Source organism: Evtepia gabavorous, assembly GCF_003425665.1.
Classification (GTDB): Bacteria; Bacillota; Clostridia; order Oscillospirales; family Oscillospiraceae; genus Evtepia; species Evtepia gabavorous.
On the sequence record NZ_QQRQ01000013.1, the window covers coordinates 1 to 16,023 of the forward strand.

Genomic DNA, 16,023 nt, shown 5'->3' on the forward strand with positions numbered 1-16,023 from the left:
ATCAGAATTTTGTTGTTAAATGACCAATCCCAGCCGTTCTACTTGGCGTTTATGCTCCGCACCGCTCTCCATAATATAGATTCGAGTCGTCTCTACGCTGGCGTGTCCCAAAAGGTCCGCCAGCTTTGCCATATCCTTCTCCAGGCTGTAAAACGCCCGGGCAAACAAATGCCGGAAGTTGTGGGGAAACACCTTTCTCTCCCCCACCCCCGCCTGGGTGCTGAGGGCCCGCATCTCCCGCCAGATGTTGGAACGGTCCACAGGCCGCCCGGTCCGGGTGACAAAGACCGGCCCCGACGTTCTCTTCTGCCGCCGGCAGTAATTCCCTAAAGCCCTGCACAGCTTGGCTGTCAAAAAGATCGTGCGGTGTTTCCCCTTACAGTCCACCCGCACCCGGCCGGCGGCCAGCGCCTGCACTGTGACGAAACGCAGCTCCGACACCCGCATCCCCGTAGAGGCCAGAGTCTCCATGAGATAGTACAGCCGCCAGTTCTCCCTCCTCTTGGCCGCAGCGAGCAGGCGGAGATACTCCCCCTTGTCCAGTTCCCGTCCCTTATCCCGGAACAATTCCCGCTGCCGCCGCAGAGGCTTCACCCGGCACTCCCGCCATCCCAGGAAGGAAAATAGGCCGTTGAGTGCCGCCAGTTTCCCGTTGACCGTGCTCACCGCGTACCGCTTTGCCAGGGTCTCTTTCCAGGCCACCACCACCTCCTTGGTAACCACGCGATTCTCCGGCAGCGTGGCCGCAAACGCCCTGATCTCCCGGCGGTATGTTTCGATGGTCCCCTGGCTCCGTTCCTCCCCCTGCAAATACCGGCAGAATTCCGCAACATCCTCTTGCCTCATGACACGCCTTTTCATAGAAAATCCTCCTTCGCAAGGTGCTCTTTTTCATTTTTCTGACTTAGGAAATAGTATGCCTGTTTTTTGCGTCAAAAAGCGGGGCTTTCGCCCCGCCAGTTTTTCCCCTTCACTCTTTACAGGCTCCCTCCCAGTGCACTTTCTCAAAATTTTTCACAATATTATCATTTTGAAACACTTTTGTCCAGGCACATTCTCTGGCACTTGCAAGGGAAGGCCAGATGCATCCATAGAAAAAACCGGCGGTCAAGCTTAACCGCCGGTTTTTTCCTGGGCAAAAGTTCCGATATTATGGCCGCCGCCGGGCATTCGGATTCATCCGCCGGAGGGTCCAATGCATTCCAATCTGATCCAACAGCGCCTTCCGCTCCGGCGTCATGAGGAAATTGGGATTCCCCCGCATGGCCTGCCGCTGGGAGGACAGCCACATGCCCAATTTGACTCCCTCCTCCGTGACATAGTTCACAGGGAGGTTCAGATGGCCATGGGCCTGGTAGTAGGTCTTTGCCACCTGGTATTTCTCCCACCATCGTTCCCAATACGGGTCCCATACCATTCCGATCTCGTCCAGCCTGTGTTTTTGGTGTTCCTGTGCCGTGCGCACCCCCTCCCCGGCACCTCTGCGAAATTTCCGGCGCTGCTGGGCAATCCATCGTCCCAATGCACGTCCGTCCTCGGTGACATAACTGACCCCAATGCGAAGATGTCCGTGGTCCTGATAATAGGCACGGGCCAGGGAGAACATCTCCTCCCATCGGTCCGGTGACGGCGGCTCCCACTGGACCCCCAACGCCTCCAATTCGCGAATCCGCCGGGAGCTCAGTGTCCCCGCCCGATACCGTTTCCTCTGGTTTGCCAGCCAAGCACCAAGGCGCAGCCCCGTCTCCGTGGTACAATCCGCTGGGATATCCAGTCCTCCCGTCGCCTGATGATAGGCCTGGGCAGCCTGCAGATATTCCTGCCGCCTGGACTGGTTGGGCGCCCAGCAGATCCCCAGCTGCTCCAATCGGTTGACACGCTGGGGCGTCAGCGCCTGCTTGCGGTACAGCTCACGCTGATGGGCCAACCAGGACCCCAGGCGCACATGCTCCTCTGTGACATAATCATGGGGAATCCGCAGGTCCCCGTGGCGCTGGGCATAGGCCGCTACCAGCTGATACATCCGTTGCCAGCGCGCCTCAAAGGGGGCCCACTGCATGCCAAGGGCCTCCAGCTTCTGAATTTGCAGGGCCGTGAGCTCATTGCTGCGGTAGGCCTCCCGCTGGGAATGGAGCCAGCCGGCCAAATTAACCCCGGAGGGACTGGTCAAATCGGCGGGGATAGAGAGGGTACCGTGTCTACGGTGATAACGATAAACCGCCTGATAGCTCTGATCCCAAGCCCTGGCCGTAACATCCCGGTAGGTTTCCAGAATGGCTGGGCGGTCCCGGGCGATATCCGGCGCGGGATCAGGGAGGTTCAGCCAGCGAAACAACGTACAGATGGCTTCCGCAAAAGCCGCCTCTCCCGAATCATCCAGCACAATCACTCGTTCACACCGGGAGGCCTGAGGCAAGCCGGGCTCTCGTATGCGGATCAGGCGAATGCCAAAGCGGCGGCAGATTTCCCCTTTTCGCTCATCCAGCGCCAGCTTGTTGTGATGCCATTGGTATCCATCGTATTCTATGGCGATTCGAAGGGAGGGAATATAGAGGTCCAACTCCACTCCCACCGCCTGCCATTGGGAAACTTTCACAACATCAGGAAACGGTTTCTTCAGATAGAAAAGGAGCGCCTTTTCCCGAAAAGAGGTCTTTGCCGTGGCCTGGGTTCCATCCCAGATCATACCCAGTTCGTTGAGCTGAGCAATGCGCTCTGGCGTTATGGTGCCAATGCCCTGGCCCTCCTTCCCGGCCAGAAAGTTTTTATAGCACCGCCGCTGCCGGGCAATCCAGTGTCCCAGCCGCACCCCCGTCTCCGTGCTATAATTGCAGGGAACATTGAGCATCTGATGGACCTGATAATACGCCTTGGCATGCTGATACATCTCCTGCCACTGGTCGGTGAGCGGCTCCCAGACCATACCAATCCCTTCCAGCCGTTGGATTTGTGCTTCTGTCAAGCAGCCGCGCTTTCCTTTCTTTGCCGCCCGCTGGGCCAGCACCCAAGTACGCAACTCTCCCTCCATGGGATTGAGATGCCCGTGGGCCGCATAATACGCAGAGGCTTTTCGAAACCACTGTTCCCACAGCTCTTCCGAATCTACCCCGGCATCCCACACCATTCCAAGGGTCTCCAGCTTTCGGGTCCGTTCCTCGTTCAGGACCCCCTTTTTGTAGTTTTTTCGCTGGGTGCTGATCCAGCGCCCTAAAAACTGGTCCGGCCCACTGTCCTTGGAGACCCGCAAATGCCCGTGGCGCTGAACGTATGCTTCCGCCTGCTGGTAGGCCGTCTCCCAAAGGGATTGGTACACGTCCCAGATCATGCCAACAGACTCCAGCATACGGCTCTTTTCCGGCGATAGCTTTCCGGCCTGCTTGGCTTTTCGCTGGGCAGTCAGCCACTGGGAAAGCCCTGCGGGCAAGGGCGCATTCCGTCTCTGGTAAGGGCAAAGGTGCCCATGACACTGAAAATATGCCTCTGCCTGTCGGTAGCGGTCCATCCACGCCTGCTCCGGCACATCCCATATCACCCCCAGAGCCTCCAGCTTCTGAAGGCGGTCAGGTGCAAGTGCTCCGTTTTTTCTGTCCTGTTTCTGATTGGACAGCCAAATCCCCAGCTTCACGCCAGCCTCCGTTTGGTACGTGGCAGGCGGAAATGTCCCGTTACAAACAACATAGTCCTCCAGCAGCGCAAAAAAATGCTCCCAGCTCTCCCTGCGCAGAACTTCTGGCTCCCAAACCACGCCCAGGGCCTCTAACTGGGCCTGTCGCGCCTGGGACAAGCGTCCCCGTTTGTACTCCATGCGAACCTTGTTTAGCCAGATTCCCAGCTTGACCCCCTCCTCTGTGACATAGGACTGAGGGACCCGCGCCGTGCCATGCTTTTGCAGATACCGTTCCAATGCCTGGTACATTCTGTTCCACTGAAACTGCCTGACATCCCAGACCATACCAATGGCATTGAGTAGATCCACCCGCGCCTGGGTAAACCGCAGATTGGTACGGCTTTTGTATTCCATACGCTGGGTGCCAATCCAGGCTCCAAGGCGTTTTCCTTGGCAGACATAGTCATTGGGGACCAAGAGATCCCCGTGTTCCCGTCGGTATTGTTCCGCAAGGCAGTAAAATGCCAGCCAATCCCGCTCCCGCTGGTCTTTAGCTGACAACGCCAAAAGGACCACCTCCTCTCCAACTTCTCAGCAGACTCTCCCTGAATCGTTTCCCTCTGGAAGGACTTCGTTTTCACCCCCGGCTCAAAGCTCTCTTGAATATATGGTGACCACACCTCCCATCTCATAACAGCCTCCCATTTGAAACATGTTTAACACGTCATTTCATTGTCATTTTGTTATATCTGAGCGGATACGTCAAGTTTCTTTCCATCTTCGTTCTTCAAAAATGAGCAACTTTCTCTCCTTTCACAGAGAAGGACCTCATCAGGCGGCGCAGTTCTTCTATAAAAACAGTTCTTCGGAGAGAAAACATAGCAGGTTCCCTTTTTCCTTCTTTTTTGCTATAATTATTAAAATAGCAATACCATTTCAGAAGAGAGATGATTATATGGACAACATCTGTTTTGTTATCATGCCTTTTGGCATTGGCTTTGATGATCTCTATGAAAAAGTATATGTTCCAGCGATCCAGTCGCAGGGTTTATCCCCCTTACGCGCGGATGAAATCTACGACAATCAGCCGATCATACGGGATATCACCCAATCCATCCACCACGCCAAGGTCATCCTGGCAGATGTCACAGGGCGAAACCCAAACGTCAACTATGAACTGGGCATCGCTCACGCGCTGAAAAAGGAGGTCATCCTCCTCACCGCCGAAGCCAAGGATGTCCCTTCCGACTACCGTCATCTGAGATACCTGCAATATAACCGCATGGATGTTGACTGGAATCAAACCTTGTCCCAGGAGCTCCAGGCCACACTGAAACAAGTTCTTTCCCGGCTAAGCCACTCGGACAAAACAATTCCATCCACAGCCCCCCGCCAAAGCGCGGTTCTAAATGTCCCTGCTGAAGCGGAGGACAACGAGAACTGGAGCCCCGAGGAAACACGCGCCATTTCCAAGGCCGAGGCCCTGGGCATGCAATTGCAAACCGCTTCCCTCTGGCTGGACTGCATGGGCTGCCGCGTCCTGTTGACATCGCAGCATGCGTCCCTCTGCAAACTCCATGCCGCAATCGCCTGTCTGCTGAATGAAAGGGTCCGTGCGCTCTCCCATGACCTTCCTAAGGGCCACACCCTTCAGATGCGCCGCATGGACTTTGGAGATGCTGCCCCACACACGTTTTTTGTGGACTATCTCTATGACGCCTCTGTGCTGCCCCTATACACGCAGCGGGAGCTCATCCGACACCTAAGCACCGAGCTTTGCACGCAAACCTTTGCCCCTCAAATTCGATACCTGGAAGAACATTGGGACCAGGCACCACGGAAGGAAGAGCCGGACCCATATGATTCCCCGGACCATCTGCCCCAGGAGCGAACCCCGATCTGTTTTCGGCAAGATTTTTATGTGGCGGACATCAAACGCATATTTTACAATCGCTTCCGAGGGGATCACTTTTACCAGATTGACGGTCTCCTGCCCACGTCTCTCCTGAAAGAGGAACCGGTTTCCGGAGAAAACCATTGGCTGGCAGATTGGGATCAGAAAGAGGCCCGGTGCAAGGTGGGCGACACGGTCAGATTCAAGGTTCACAAAATATACGACCTTAAAGACTACACTCATACGTCGAACGCCAGAAACATCTCATTTTCCCAACTGGAAGTGGTATCTAACAGCTCTGAACATGCGTTGTGAGAAGTGGGCTATCTGAGCGGGTATCCCTTTCTTCTCCTTTTTGCTATTTTTATAAAAAGCTGCGTTTTAACCTCAGATTGCAGGTTGAAACGCAGCTTTTTATTGAAAAGAGGCGGTTAAAATCAATATCCTTTATACGATTGCTGATCTTTTATTGTATATCCAGACTCTTGTTTGATGTATATCTAAAAAAATTTTTGGACCTTTATCTATAAACGAGACAAGCTGCCCTACCAGTTATCACTATATCCTGGTGGGCAGCTATCGTATTGATTTCATCAAAACAATTAAGATAAGGTTCTATGATTTAGCCAAGAATGAATTGCCTTCAGGAATAAATACTCTTCTTCTGAAAAACTATAGCTTGCATTACTGTTATTCGCAATCGTTGCAAATTTTGCAATCCACGCTGTTTTTGCCGTCTTTCCTCCTCTTATCGATATCTCCTCGGGCCGAGTATAGCTATTCTCAAATAGTTCTGTCCAGTTGGAACTAAAAATAGCAATATCTCTGCAGTTTGCAATGGTAACACAATCCCATATATCTACAACTTTATTTATACCGTTGATGCTGTTTTCATAATTTTGTTTTCCCATTAATGCATTCGCTTGTTTATAAACTCTCGGCGGAATCCCACGTGTAAGCCATTTTTCTCCGTACTTTTTCTGGAGCTTATCGGCAAAGTCAGATTTAATTATGAGTTCAATGTCTTGTATCAGCGTATAGGACTCTGCATTGAATTGCTTTGAATTATCGCGAATCCACGCTCTAAGGCCATCTGGTTCAAATTCTGGTTGTGCCTCGTTAATAACTGACTGGAAAGTACGCCAAACTCGCGCTTTGCCTCCACTACCATAATTTTTACGGATTCCTTCCCTCTCTGTCTCATTTATAGAGCCAAAATAAGACACAAGGGGGGCCAAGTAAGGTTCAACCTTTTCCAAAAGAACTCTTGTATCCATAATTTTAGGATTGATTTTATCTCTTTCAATGAGAAAATCAATTATATCATTTAGAATGCGAAGAAGTGCATGGATAGTATTATTAATTGTAAGAACGCCAGAATTAGCATCTCCGAGTTCCCATTCCTCTGGTAGTTCATTTTTGAAATATTGGAAAGCTTCCATGAGAAATGGTAACAAAACACCACGCGTAACATCGTTACTCCCGCGATCAAATGTACCAGCTTCTATTTCATGATTGTCCTTTCCAAAACGCGTTAAAAAATGTGTTGATTTTAACGCATTTTCAATGGTATCAATCGTCAGGCAGCAATAAGCAGAAGTCTCATTCTCTCCTATTATGACTCTGTTAAAAAATGGAGATGATTGTAACTCACCCAATCGCTGGGCAATATTTAATCGAAGTGCCTTCCTTTGCTTATTTTTATCCTCAGACGTCCACAGCAAATCCGCATTTAACGTATTTTGGAGATTTTTAGAAACCGCTTTTTGATTTTCATTAATTTCCATAAACAGCTCTACCTGTTTATCTTTATCTAAATTAACAAAAGCAACCACTGGAATGGTATCCTTCCCTGCGTACGCAGAGTCAGCATATCCGTACAAACGGTGCTGTCCATCAATAATATAAACAGAGCGATACAATTGAGGCAAGTAAAGAATGCCAATACGAGAAATAGCATTTTCAATCTGAGGTGTAGCAAGATCAAACCGCAGCTTTTTTCCGTTGGTATCAATACTAATGATTAAGGAATTAGGAAAAAAACCTTTATTATCAATAAACTTCCTAATTTCCTTCAATCTTTGCTTCTTTATAATTCGCTGATACGTAGGCATCATATCACTATTTGCCTCGTTACGATGTAAAACATAGGCTAACTTTAAAAGTTTCTCAGGCTCAATGGAAAATGAATAATATGTGTGCCCCCCCATTTGGCCTTCAATGGCAGGAATTCTATTCTCCATTGTTCCAATTTTTTGCCCTGCAAAAAGTGTCCCCAAAAGTTGGTATCTTGCACAAGCCCCCAAATGCTTTGCAAGTTCCGCAAAGTATTTTATACCGTATTCATCAAAGTGATAGATCCCCAGGTCTCTCATACGGTTTCGATCAGGCTCGGTTATCTCATAATTTTTCGTAGCAAAAATATATTTTACTTTTTTCTTCTTAAACTCTTTTTCCCGTCGAACGGTCTTAAATAGACCTTCTTTAATTCCTTTGATCGCCTCAAGGTCAGTTTTAAAATCTCCTTTTTTCCCAGAAAAAGCACATTTACATTCTATAAAAAGGACGGTCTCCTCATCCGCAGCAAACACATCAATTTGCTTAGTGGTATTCAAATCTTCTGTTCCATATGGAATTTCCAGACGTCTATCCTTATTCATATAAGAAAAACCGAGGTTAGAAAACAGACACCAGACATCATCCTCAAATTGCCTATCTAAAGGCTTGGGACGTTTCATACGAACCATCGACTTTAGTTCCTTGTCGACAATCCACCCCTCGCTTTCTCGTTTCTCCTGGAGCTCATATTCAAATTTTTCAAATATATATGACTGGCTGCGACGTTTTTTGACCCCTATCAATTCTTTACCAGACACAAGCTTGTCCATAAAGCCCATATTTCAAAGCCCCCTAAAGGTTCGTAAAAATATATTCTTGAATTTTTCCACGTTTTGCGTTTTCGCCACCAATCAAACTTGCTCTACTTAATTCCAAGCATCGATCATCTTTTTCATAAAAAATCTCATAGATTGTGGCATGTGCAGCGTTTGTTAGAATATAATAAGCACCTTTCTTTTTAATAAAATCGATTAAAGCCTTGAGCCTGTATTGATCTTCGAGAGAAAACAACTTTTGATTATATTTGATGAAGCCATTGTGATTATGTGAAACCGTATATGGCGGGTCCAGAAATACCAAATCACCAGGAGCAACATTTATTCTAACACAATCGAAGTCCTCTGCTTGCAATATAGCAGATTGCAGCATTTTTGATGCTGCTCTCAATTTATCTGCTTCAATAAAATCTTTTGTTCTATTTCCATAAGGAACATTATATTCACCTTTTGTATTAACACGATAAATTCCATTAAATGATGTCTGATTTAAATAAATAAATCTCGCTGCAGCCTCAATAAGAGTCTCTGGACGCAAGGCTCGAATTCGATAGTATTCTTCCGCAGTATTTACATATTTCTCTAAATGTAAAATTACACCATCTGGGTCATTTTTAATTGCACTGTATGTATCAATAAGTTCATTATTAAAGTCAGATAAATAGGCAGTATTCATCTTTGAAGCAAAATAAAAAAATATTGAACCACCGCCCAGAAAAGGTTCGTGATAACAATTGAATTTATAATCTCCGACGATAGAATCCAAATATTTTATTAACCACGACTTTCCTCCTGCCCATCTCAAGAAAGGTTTTGGATATATGTTCCGTTTATCTGCCATTAAAGCATCACCCATCTGAAAGGATACTATCATTTCGACCAAAAATTCTCGGAAATACTAAAAAACGACATGTTATATTATATCAATATCTTTCTAAAATGACAATATTTATTTTAAGTCGTCTTCACCTATTCCCATATATGAGAAATCATACTACATTCAAGGAAAACATTAGCAGCGTATAACCGCTCGTCGAGATAAATCCTAAAATGAAACAGTGACAGATAATTTAGGGGACATCAATGACCCAAAGTATTATCAGGGACTGATGTCAATAAAATCTACCTCTACGATAAAAAAATGACCGTCCTGTGTAATACACAAGACGGTCACTTTGATATTGACCTTAAGGAAGTGAGTTCACTTAAGGGTCAATTGGTGGAGGCGGGGGGAGTTGAACCCCCGTCCGAAAACACTTCCTCGGGAACCTCTCCGGGCGCAGACGGTTATTTACATTCCCGTGCCATGACGCAAGCCGTCATGCTTCATGGGTTGGTAGCTTCATTGTGCATGCTGGAGGCAAAGCTTACTCCAGTCACGTGCACCACTTAGATCACGCCCAAGTCCGGCTCGTGGTCCTTCCGGGTTGGACGGCCGCTGATCAAGCAGCGGCGAGAACTTCGTTGTCGTTGTTCTTTAATTTATAAGTTGCCCGTTTTTCGGATGACAGGCCCATCCGCCCGCTATTCCCGCACCCATGTCCCCGTCGAAACCAGTACGCCCCCAGATTGAGGCTTTGCAACAAGCCCATTGGTTCAGCACAGGCAGAGGTGTCTCTTCCCCGACACCTCGCCGGGAGACCAGGGGCTATATATCGGCCCCTGGCTCCCCGGGAACGGTTTGGCTGCGAAACCGTTGGTCACTTACATTTTTTCCGGCTCAGGGTACTCCACACCGAAGGTTTCCACCGTAACCTTTTTCATCCGCTGGTCGGCCTTGGGTTTGTCGTTCAGGCCGGTTTTGGTGGCCGCGATGCGGTCCACCACGTCCATGCCCTCGGTCACCATGCCGAACGCGGCATACTGCCCATCCAGGAACTCGCCATCAGCGTGCATAATGAAGAACTGGCTCCCGGCAGAATCCATCGCCTGGGCCCGAGCCATGGAGAGGACCCCCCGCTTATGGCTGAGAGGATTCTTCACCCCGTTGGCGGAAAACTCCCCTTTGATGCAGTAACCGGGGCCGCCGATGCCCACGCCCTGGGGATCGCCTCCCTGGATCATAAAGCCGGAAATCACCCGGTGGAAAATCAGTCCGTCATAAAACCCTTTCTTCACCAAGCTGATAAAATTATTTACACTGATGGGGGCCATTTCAGGGTACAGTTCCGCGACGATTTTACCGCCGTCCTCCATTTCAATGGTAACAATGGGATTCTGTGCCATAGTTCTGCTCTCCTTTTATGTCATAGTAAGGTTTGCCGGTCAGCGCCGCTGCTTCAGGGCCCGGTCCATCTCCCGTTTGGCATCCTTCTTGGCCGCAGCCTCTCGTTTGTCATAGAGCTTTTTGCCCTTACACAGGCCGATCTCCACCTTGACCCGGGGGCCTTTGAAGTAAAGGCTCAGAGGAACCAATGTATAACCGTCCTGCTTGATCTTTGCGAAAAGCCGCAGGATCTCCCGCTTGTGCATCAGAAGGCGGCGGGGGCGGCGGGGTTCCCGGTTGAAAATATTGCCCTTTTCGTAGGGGCTCACATGCATCCCATTGAGAGTCATTTGCCCATCCTTGATGGTGCAAAAGGCATCCTTCAGGTTGACATTCCCCATCCGAATGGATTTGACTTCTGTCCCCGCCAACTCGATGCCCGCCTCATATTTATCCTCCACAAAATAATCATGGAAAGCTTTCCGGTTCCCAGCAATCTGCTTTCTGCCCTCTCCAGCCAAAACGGGCACCTCCTCTCCGCCCCACAAAACAGCGGGGATGGTAGATGTTTATTATCCTTCATTCTCCCCTGTCTGTCAAGTGCCCAGACGGATCTTCCCCTTTGTTCAAACATTGTTTACAGAATGAAATTTGACAAGGCCGGCCAGATGTGTTACAATTTGGTTACATTTGTATTGGGAAGCGTCTGTCCATCCCCCGGTCCGCCTGGGAATCGACAGGGCGGTTTCCCCCATTCTATGCGATGACGGAGGTTTTTATGGCAAACGAAAAGATCCCCCTGATGTATAAAGGTCATCCCCTGCGCCGGAAGGACAATCTGATCTATTACGGCGACATGGCAGACTCCCACATCATTCTGCTCCAGATCATGGACACCAAGCCCGTGGGAGACATGAACGTAGCCACCAAGGTCAGCATCCAGCTGCAGCTCACCGCCCCCGACCTGAAGGGCCGGGACCGGGTCGTCAAACGCAGCGAGAAAGACAGTTTGTACGCCGCCATTGACATCGCCTCCGTCTGGCTGGAACGGGCGCTGGCCGCTCGCTGACCACCCCCTCAGAATGGAGGTAGATACCAATGAACCACGTAAAATTTGCCCCCCGGGTTCTCGCCATGGGCCTGCTGGCCGCTTCGGCCCTGTCCATCCCCGCCTTTGCCGCGCCGGCAGACGGCAGCTCCACCGCCATCCGGGTGGACCGGGACCCCGCCCCCAACTCCGCCAGCCAGTCGGTCTCCGCCAATGACAGCCCTGTTCCGGTGGACCCCAGTCAGGCAACGGGGGAGATTGAGGTCGTCTATCAGGATGCCAACGGCAAGGAGCACAGCGCCACCATCTCCGCTGTGGCCGCTCAGGCGGAGAACTACGCCTGCATCAATGCCGGCGGCGACCCGCTGCGGGTCCGTCAGGGCCCGGGTACCAACTACGGCATTCTCTGTTCCGTCTATGACGGAGACCGGTTCCCCATCACCGGCAAGACCAACGGCTGGTACCAGATTCTCTGCAATGGGCGCACCGGCTATGTTTCGGCCGAGTTTGTGGTTGTCCAGGACAACGACACGGTTACCAAGCCCGATGGCGACGGGAGCGACATCTCTCCCAACCCGCTGGGACAGGAAATCGTAGAGTATGCCCTTCAGTATGTGGGCTATCCCTACGTCTACGGCACAGCCGGGCCCAATACCTTTGACTGCTCCGGCTTTACTTATTATGTGTATTCCCAGTTTGGCTACACCCTGAACCGGTCCTCCCGGGATCAGGTGAAGAACGGGGTGGCCATTTCCAAAGAGGATTTACAGCAGGGCGACCTGGTGTTTTTCTCCACCAACGGACAGTACCCCACCCATGTGGGCCTTTACATCGGAGACAACAACATTGTCCACGCTTCCACCCCCCAGGACGGGGTCAAGATCAGCAGTCTGGACACCAGCTACTACATGGACAACTATTTCGCCGCCCGTCGGATTCTTTGAGCGCGGCGGCACAAGAGCGATTCACGGTTGAAAACCCGGTGCACTTTAAGTGCACCGGGTTTTGTCTGTGCTCTCCCGCCACTCTTCCCAGCTGAGTAAAAGCAGCTGCTATGATTTGGCGGCATACTTTTCTTTCATTCCTCTGTAACAAATAGAGAGAAGCACCCAATGGGTGCTCCCCTCCTCTGTTTTCTGATGTTCAACCCTCGTCCTTGAGCTGGTTCAGCCGGGCCTTGTTGGCTTCAATGCGGCCCTCCACCTCTTCCAGCTGACGGTAAAAGGTTTCATATCCCTCCGGCGCTGTGGCGTGCTCGGACACGAACCGTTTTCCGATCTCCACGTAGATCCGTTTTCTGTTCTCCTCTTCCGAAACATTATCCAAGTTCAGCTTGGCACTCTGCCCCAGGTCCCGGGCCTTGCCCAGGCCGGCTAACGTGAGGTTTTTCGCCTTATTGCCCAACTCTTTCCATTCTGCCATGATTGCTGCCTCCTTTGGTGGGATGTAACATATCCTTTCTGCTTCTTCTATTATACCCATTCCGAGTCTCTTTCGCAAGGGGCGGAGCCGCTGGGCGGAAAATTCCCCTTGCCCACCGGCCTAATCTCCCTGTATACTATATGCAGACTACCCTACGGGAGGTTCCCATGACTGATCCACACACGCTGCCCCCGCTGTCCTTCGCCCCGCTGGAGGGCATCACCGGCTGGATATTCCGGCAGGTTCACCATGCCATGTTTCCCGGGCTCTCCCGGTATTATACCCCCTTCTTCGCCCCCACCGCGGACAGTCCCCTCACTGGCAGGGGGCTGCGGGACATGCACCCCGACCACAACCGCGGGGTCCCGGTGGTGCCCCAGCTTCTCACCAACCGGGCAGAGGATTTCATCGCCTCGGCCCGGCTGCTCCAGGACTTGGGCTACAAAGAGGTGAACCTGAACTTAGGCTGTCCCTCGGGCACAGTGGTGGCCAAAAAGAAGGGCGCCGGCTTTCTCAGCCAGCCTCAGGCGCTGGCACGTTTCCTGGACCAAATTTTCCAGACCCTGGACGTAAATATTTCCATCAAAACCCGGATTGGGGTGGAAAATCTGGAGGAGTGGCCCCCTCTGCTGGATCTGTTCCAACGCTATCCCATCTGTGAACTCATCATCCATCCCCGCCTCCGCCGGGACTTCTACCGGGGACAGCCCCGGCGGGAGGCCTTCACCTACGCCGTGGCACACAGCCGCCTGCCGTTGTGCTACAACGGGGACCTGTTCTCTCCCCAGGACTGTTGGGACTTAGCCCGCCAGTTCCCCTCGGTTGACCGCCTCATGGCAGGCCGTGGTCTGGTCTGCAACCCCGCTCTGGGCCGCCAGCTGCAGGGCGGGCCGCCCCTCACCAAGGCAGAGCTGCAGGCGTTCCATGACCGTCTGCTGGACGGGTATCAATCCGTCCTCTCCGGGGACTGGCCTGTACTGGGCAAGATGAAGGAGCTCTGGTCCTATTGGGCCCGCCTCTTCCCCGCACCGGAGAAGCCCCTCAAGGCCATGCGGAAAGCCAAAACCCTCACCGACTACACCTTTGCCGCCCAGTCCCTTTTCCGGGACCAGGACCTGCTCCCCGGGGCTCACTTCCCCTCCGCCGGGGCATCCTCGTAAATCCCCGCCGGGTCCAGATGAAATACCTCCCGAATCAGCCGTAGCTCCTCCGCCGGCGTGGTGGGGGTGGCCTGTACCACCAGCCCCTGACGCTCCACCTGAAAAACATGCCTGCGGAGGGCCAGCATCCCCTCCGGCGTATAGAGGGAGGGGCGGGGGAACTGGTTCATATTGGAGGCCGGGCTCTTTTCAAAAAAGAAGAGCACCGGATCAAAATCCCGGTCGATCTGGGGTTCCAGGGTAAAGGCCTGAATCCGCTCCCAGTCATGCCCCGGCCGGCGCTGGCACTGAACCCAGCCGTAAAATTCCTCTTGCTGATACCGATAGGTGCAGTGCCCGTCCCGCTGCACCACCCCTTCCGCCAGCAAAAGGGGCACACGGGCATTCTCCGTGGCAAAGCCCACGTCTGTGGTATATGTCCCACCCGCCAGCCGCACCGCCAAAATCCGGTGACGGCGGAAGAGATAGGTGTCCGGCGAGAGCATCCGGGCATTGTAGCTGGTCACCTGAAACCCCAAGGAGTAGAGCAGCCAGTTATACAACGTGTTCAGTTCCGCGCACACACCGCCCTGGCGGCGCCGAACAATTTTATCATACAGATGGGGCAGCTCCAGGGATAGGGGGCGTCCAGCCACAATATCCAGGTTTTCAAAAGGCACCGTCAGTCTGTGGGCCATTTGGAGTTTGCCCAACCCCTCCAAAGTCAGGGGCACCGGGCTGGAAATCCCAATCCGGGCCAGGTAGGCTGTGATCTGTTCTTCCGTCATCTTCGGACCGTTGCGGGCATTGAGCTCCATGGTTCCCCTTCTCTCTGGCAAGGCAGCCGTTTTCCCCATCATAGCACAAGCCCGGGGGGGCCGGCAACCGGTCCCGGCCCTTTCTGCCGTTTCTTCGGGAAAAATTTTCCCCTCCCCTTGACAACTTCCCCGGGTTTTCTTATACTATTTTTTAATGTAGCAAAGGCAAGGATGGGAAGGAGTACGCGGCAGTGCGGGGCCCAGAGAGGAGACGGCGGTGCAAGTCTCCCCCCAGCGGCGCGGAAGGTCGTCCCGGAGCTGCCTGCCGGAACCACAGTACGGCAGGACGGCATTCCCCCGTTACGGGAAAACGAGCGCGGACGGCGCCCTGCCCGTCCGAATTCAGGTGGTACCGCGGAAACGATTCGCCCTGAGCCCCCATGGGGATCAGGGTTTTTTTGTTCCCTTGACCCGGGAAAAGGAGGTTGTTTATGAACGAGTCATTGTATCCCTTTGTCAATCACACCACCTATGACATCAAGGCCCTCTCCGCCCTGAACCGGCTGGCGGAGGCCAGTGTCCGAAAGGAAAAATCCCGCCGGACCAAAAGCCTGTGCTGGCTGCTGGGCGTGGTGGGCCTGGTGGGCGGCGCTTACTGCTATCCCCACCAAAACCTGGTGGGCAGCCTGCTGCTGCTGTACGGCGTGATTTTGCTGCTGGTGGCCATCTCCTGGAAGAATTTCCAGCTACGCTCCTCCCAGCGGCAGCTCCCCCGGGGGATGCGGGAGTGCACCTATGAATTTGATGAGGAGGAAATCATCTGCAACACCGAGGCCGGCATCACCCGGTACTCCTATGAGCAGGCTTTCGCCGTGGTATCCGACCAGAACTGGTACGTCATCTTTTTCGACATGAGCCACGGCATCATTCTGGACAAGGCCGGCTTCACCACCGGAGACGCAATGTCCTTCAAAGCCTTCATCGGCCAGCACACCCAGCTGCCGATCCAAGAGTTCTAAGGGGAAACAATCCCCCAAAACCCAGAAAAGAAATCC

The 16,023-nt window shown here is 52.2% G+C and carries 13 protein-coding genes, 1 other RNA gene and 1 other annotated feature; of the genes, 5 read left to right on the forward strand and 9 right to left on the reverse strand.

The window, feature by feature from the left end; translation table 11 throughout:
* Positions 1-15: 15 nt before the first annotated feature.
* Positions 16-861 carry a tyrosine-type recombinase/integrase gene (locus tag DV520_RS08105; protein WP_117142402.1) on the reverse strand — a complete coding sequence of 282 codons (846 nt, stop codon included), beginning with the start codon at positions 859-861 and terminating at the stop codon, positions 16-18.
* Positions 862-1,150: 289 nt separating this feature from the next.
* Complete coding sequence (locus DV520_RS08110; RefSeq protein ID WP_165850073.1) at positions 1,151-4,174, reverse strand: helicase associated domain-containing protein; 3,024 nt, start codon at positions 4,172-4,174, stop codon at positions 1,151-1,153.
* 226 nt (positions 4,175-4,400) lie between these two features.
* On the opposite strand from DV520_RS08110, the gene DV520_RS08115 reads away from it, so the two are divergent.
* Positions 4,401-5,816 carry a hypothetical protein gene (locus DV520_RS08115; protein WP_133308844.1) on the forward strand — a complete coding sequence of 472 codons (1,416 nt, stop codon included), beginning with the start codon at positions 4,401-4,403 and terminating at the stop codon, positions 5,814-5,816.
* 287 nt (positions 5,817-6,103) lie between these two features.
* On the opposite strand, the gene DV520_RS08120 is transcribed toward DV520_RS08115, so the two are convergent.
* The 5 genes from DV520_RS08120 to smpB all read right to left on the reverse strand — a co-directional run bounded on the left by DV520_RS08120 (position 6,104) and on the right by smpB (position 11,122).
* Entirely contained in the window at positions 6,104-8,398 is a 2,295-nt protein-coding gene (locus tag DV520_RS08120; RefSeq protein ID WP_205727608.1) for a DGQHR domain-containing protein, read from the reverse strand.
* Between the two features lie 13 nt (positions 8,399-8,411).
* Positions 8,412-9,236 carry a DNA adenine methylase gene (locus DV520_RS08125; protein WP_117142426.1) on the reverse strand — a complete coding sequence of 275 codons (825 nt, stop codon included), beginning with the start codon at positions 9,234-9,236 and terminating at the stop codon, positions 8,412-8,414.
* Between the two features lie 376 nt (positions 9,237-9,612).
* Positions 9,613-9,961: a transfer-messenger RNA gene (gene ssrA, locus DV520_RS08130) on the reverse strand.
* A gap of 138 nt (positions 9,962-10,099) precedes the next feature.
* Entirely contained in the window at positions 10,100-10,621 is a 522-nt protein-coding gene (locus DV520_RS08135; RefSeq protein ID WP_021920521.1) for a peptidylprolyl isomerase, read from the reverse strand.
* Between the two features lie 39 nt (positions 10,622-10,660).
* Entirely contained in the window at positions 10,661-11,122 is a 462-nt protein-coding gene (gene smpB / locus DV520_RS08140; protein WP_021920522.1) for an SsrA-binding protein SmpB, read from the reverse strand.
* Positions 11,123-11,379: 257 nt separating this feature from the next.
* Between smpB and DV520_RS08145 the strand changes: the two genes are divergently transcribed.
* The gene (locus tag DV520_RS08145) at positions 11,380-11,670 is read left to right on the forward strand and encodes a hypothetical protein (protein ID WP_021920523.1); all 291 of its coding nucleotides are present in this window, start codon (positions 11,380-11,382) and stop codon (positions 11,668-11,670) included.
* A gap of 29 nt (positions 11,671-11,699) precedes the next feature.
* Entirely contained in the window at positions 11,700-12,593 is an 894-nt protein-coding gene (locus DV520_RS08150; protein WP_117142405.1) for a C40 family peptidase, read from the forward strand.
* A 199-nt stretch (positions 12,594-12,792) separates the two neighbouring features.
* Here the strand turns inward: DV520_RS08150 and DV520_RS08155 are convergent, their stop codons facing one another.
* Positions 12,793-13,071 carry a hypothetical protein gene (locus DV520_RS08155; protein WP_021920525.1) on the reverse strand — a complete coding sequence of 93 codons (279 nt, stop codon included), beginning with the start codon at positions 13,069-13,071 and terminating at the stop codon, positions 12,793-12,795.
* Between the two features lie 167 nt (positions 13,072-13,238).
* On the opposite strand from DV520_RS08155, the gene DV520_RS08160 reads away from it, so the two are divergent.
* A complete protein-coding gene (locus DV520_RS08160) occupies positions 13,239-14,231 on the forward strand; it encodes a tRNA dihydrouridine synthase (RefSeq protein WP_117142406.1) in 993 nt (330 codons plus the stop codon).
* Here the strand turns inward: DV520_RS08160 and DV520_RS08165 are convergent.
* Positions 14,201-15,028 (reverse strand): arylamine N-acetyltransferase family protein, encoded by an 828-nt coding sequence (locus DV520_RS08165; protein WP_165850074.1) that lies wholly within the window; start codon positions 15,026-15,028, stop codon positions 14,201-14,203. The two genes, DV520_RS08160 and DV520_RS08165, sit on opposite strands and share 31 nt — an antisense overlap.
* A 159-nt stretch (positions 15,029-15,187) precedes the next feature.
* Positions 15,188-15,404: a binding site (T-box leader), on the forward strand.
* 55 nt (positions 15,405-15,459) lie between these two features.
* On the opposite strand from DV520_RS08165, the gene DV520_RS08170 reads away from it, so the two are divergent.
* The gene (locus DV520_RS08170) at positions 15,460-15,987 is read left to right on the forward strand and encodes a YcxB family protein (RefSeq protein ID WP_021920528.1); all 528 of its coding nucleotides are present in this window, start codon (positions 15,460-15,462) and stop codon (positions 15,985-15,987) included.
* Positions 15,988-16,023 lie beyond the last annotated feature (36 nt).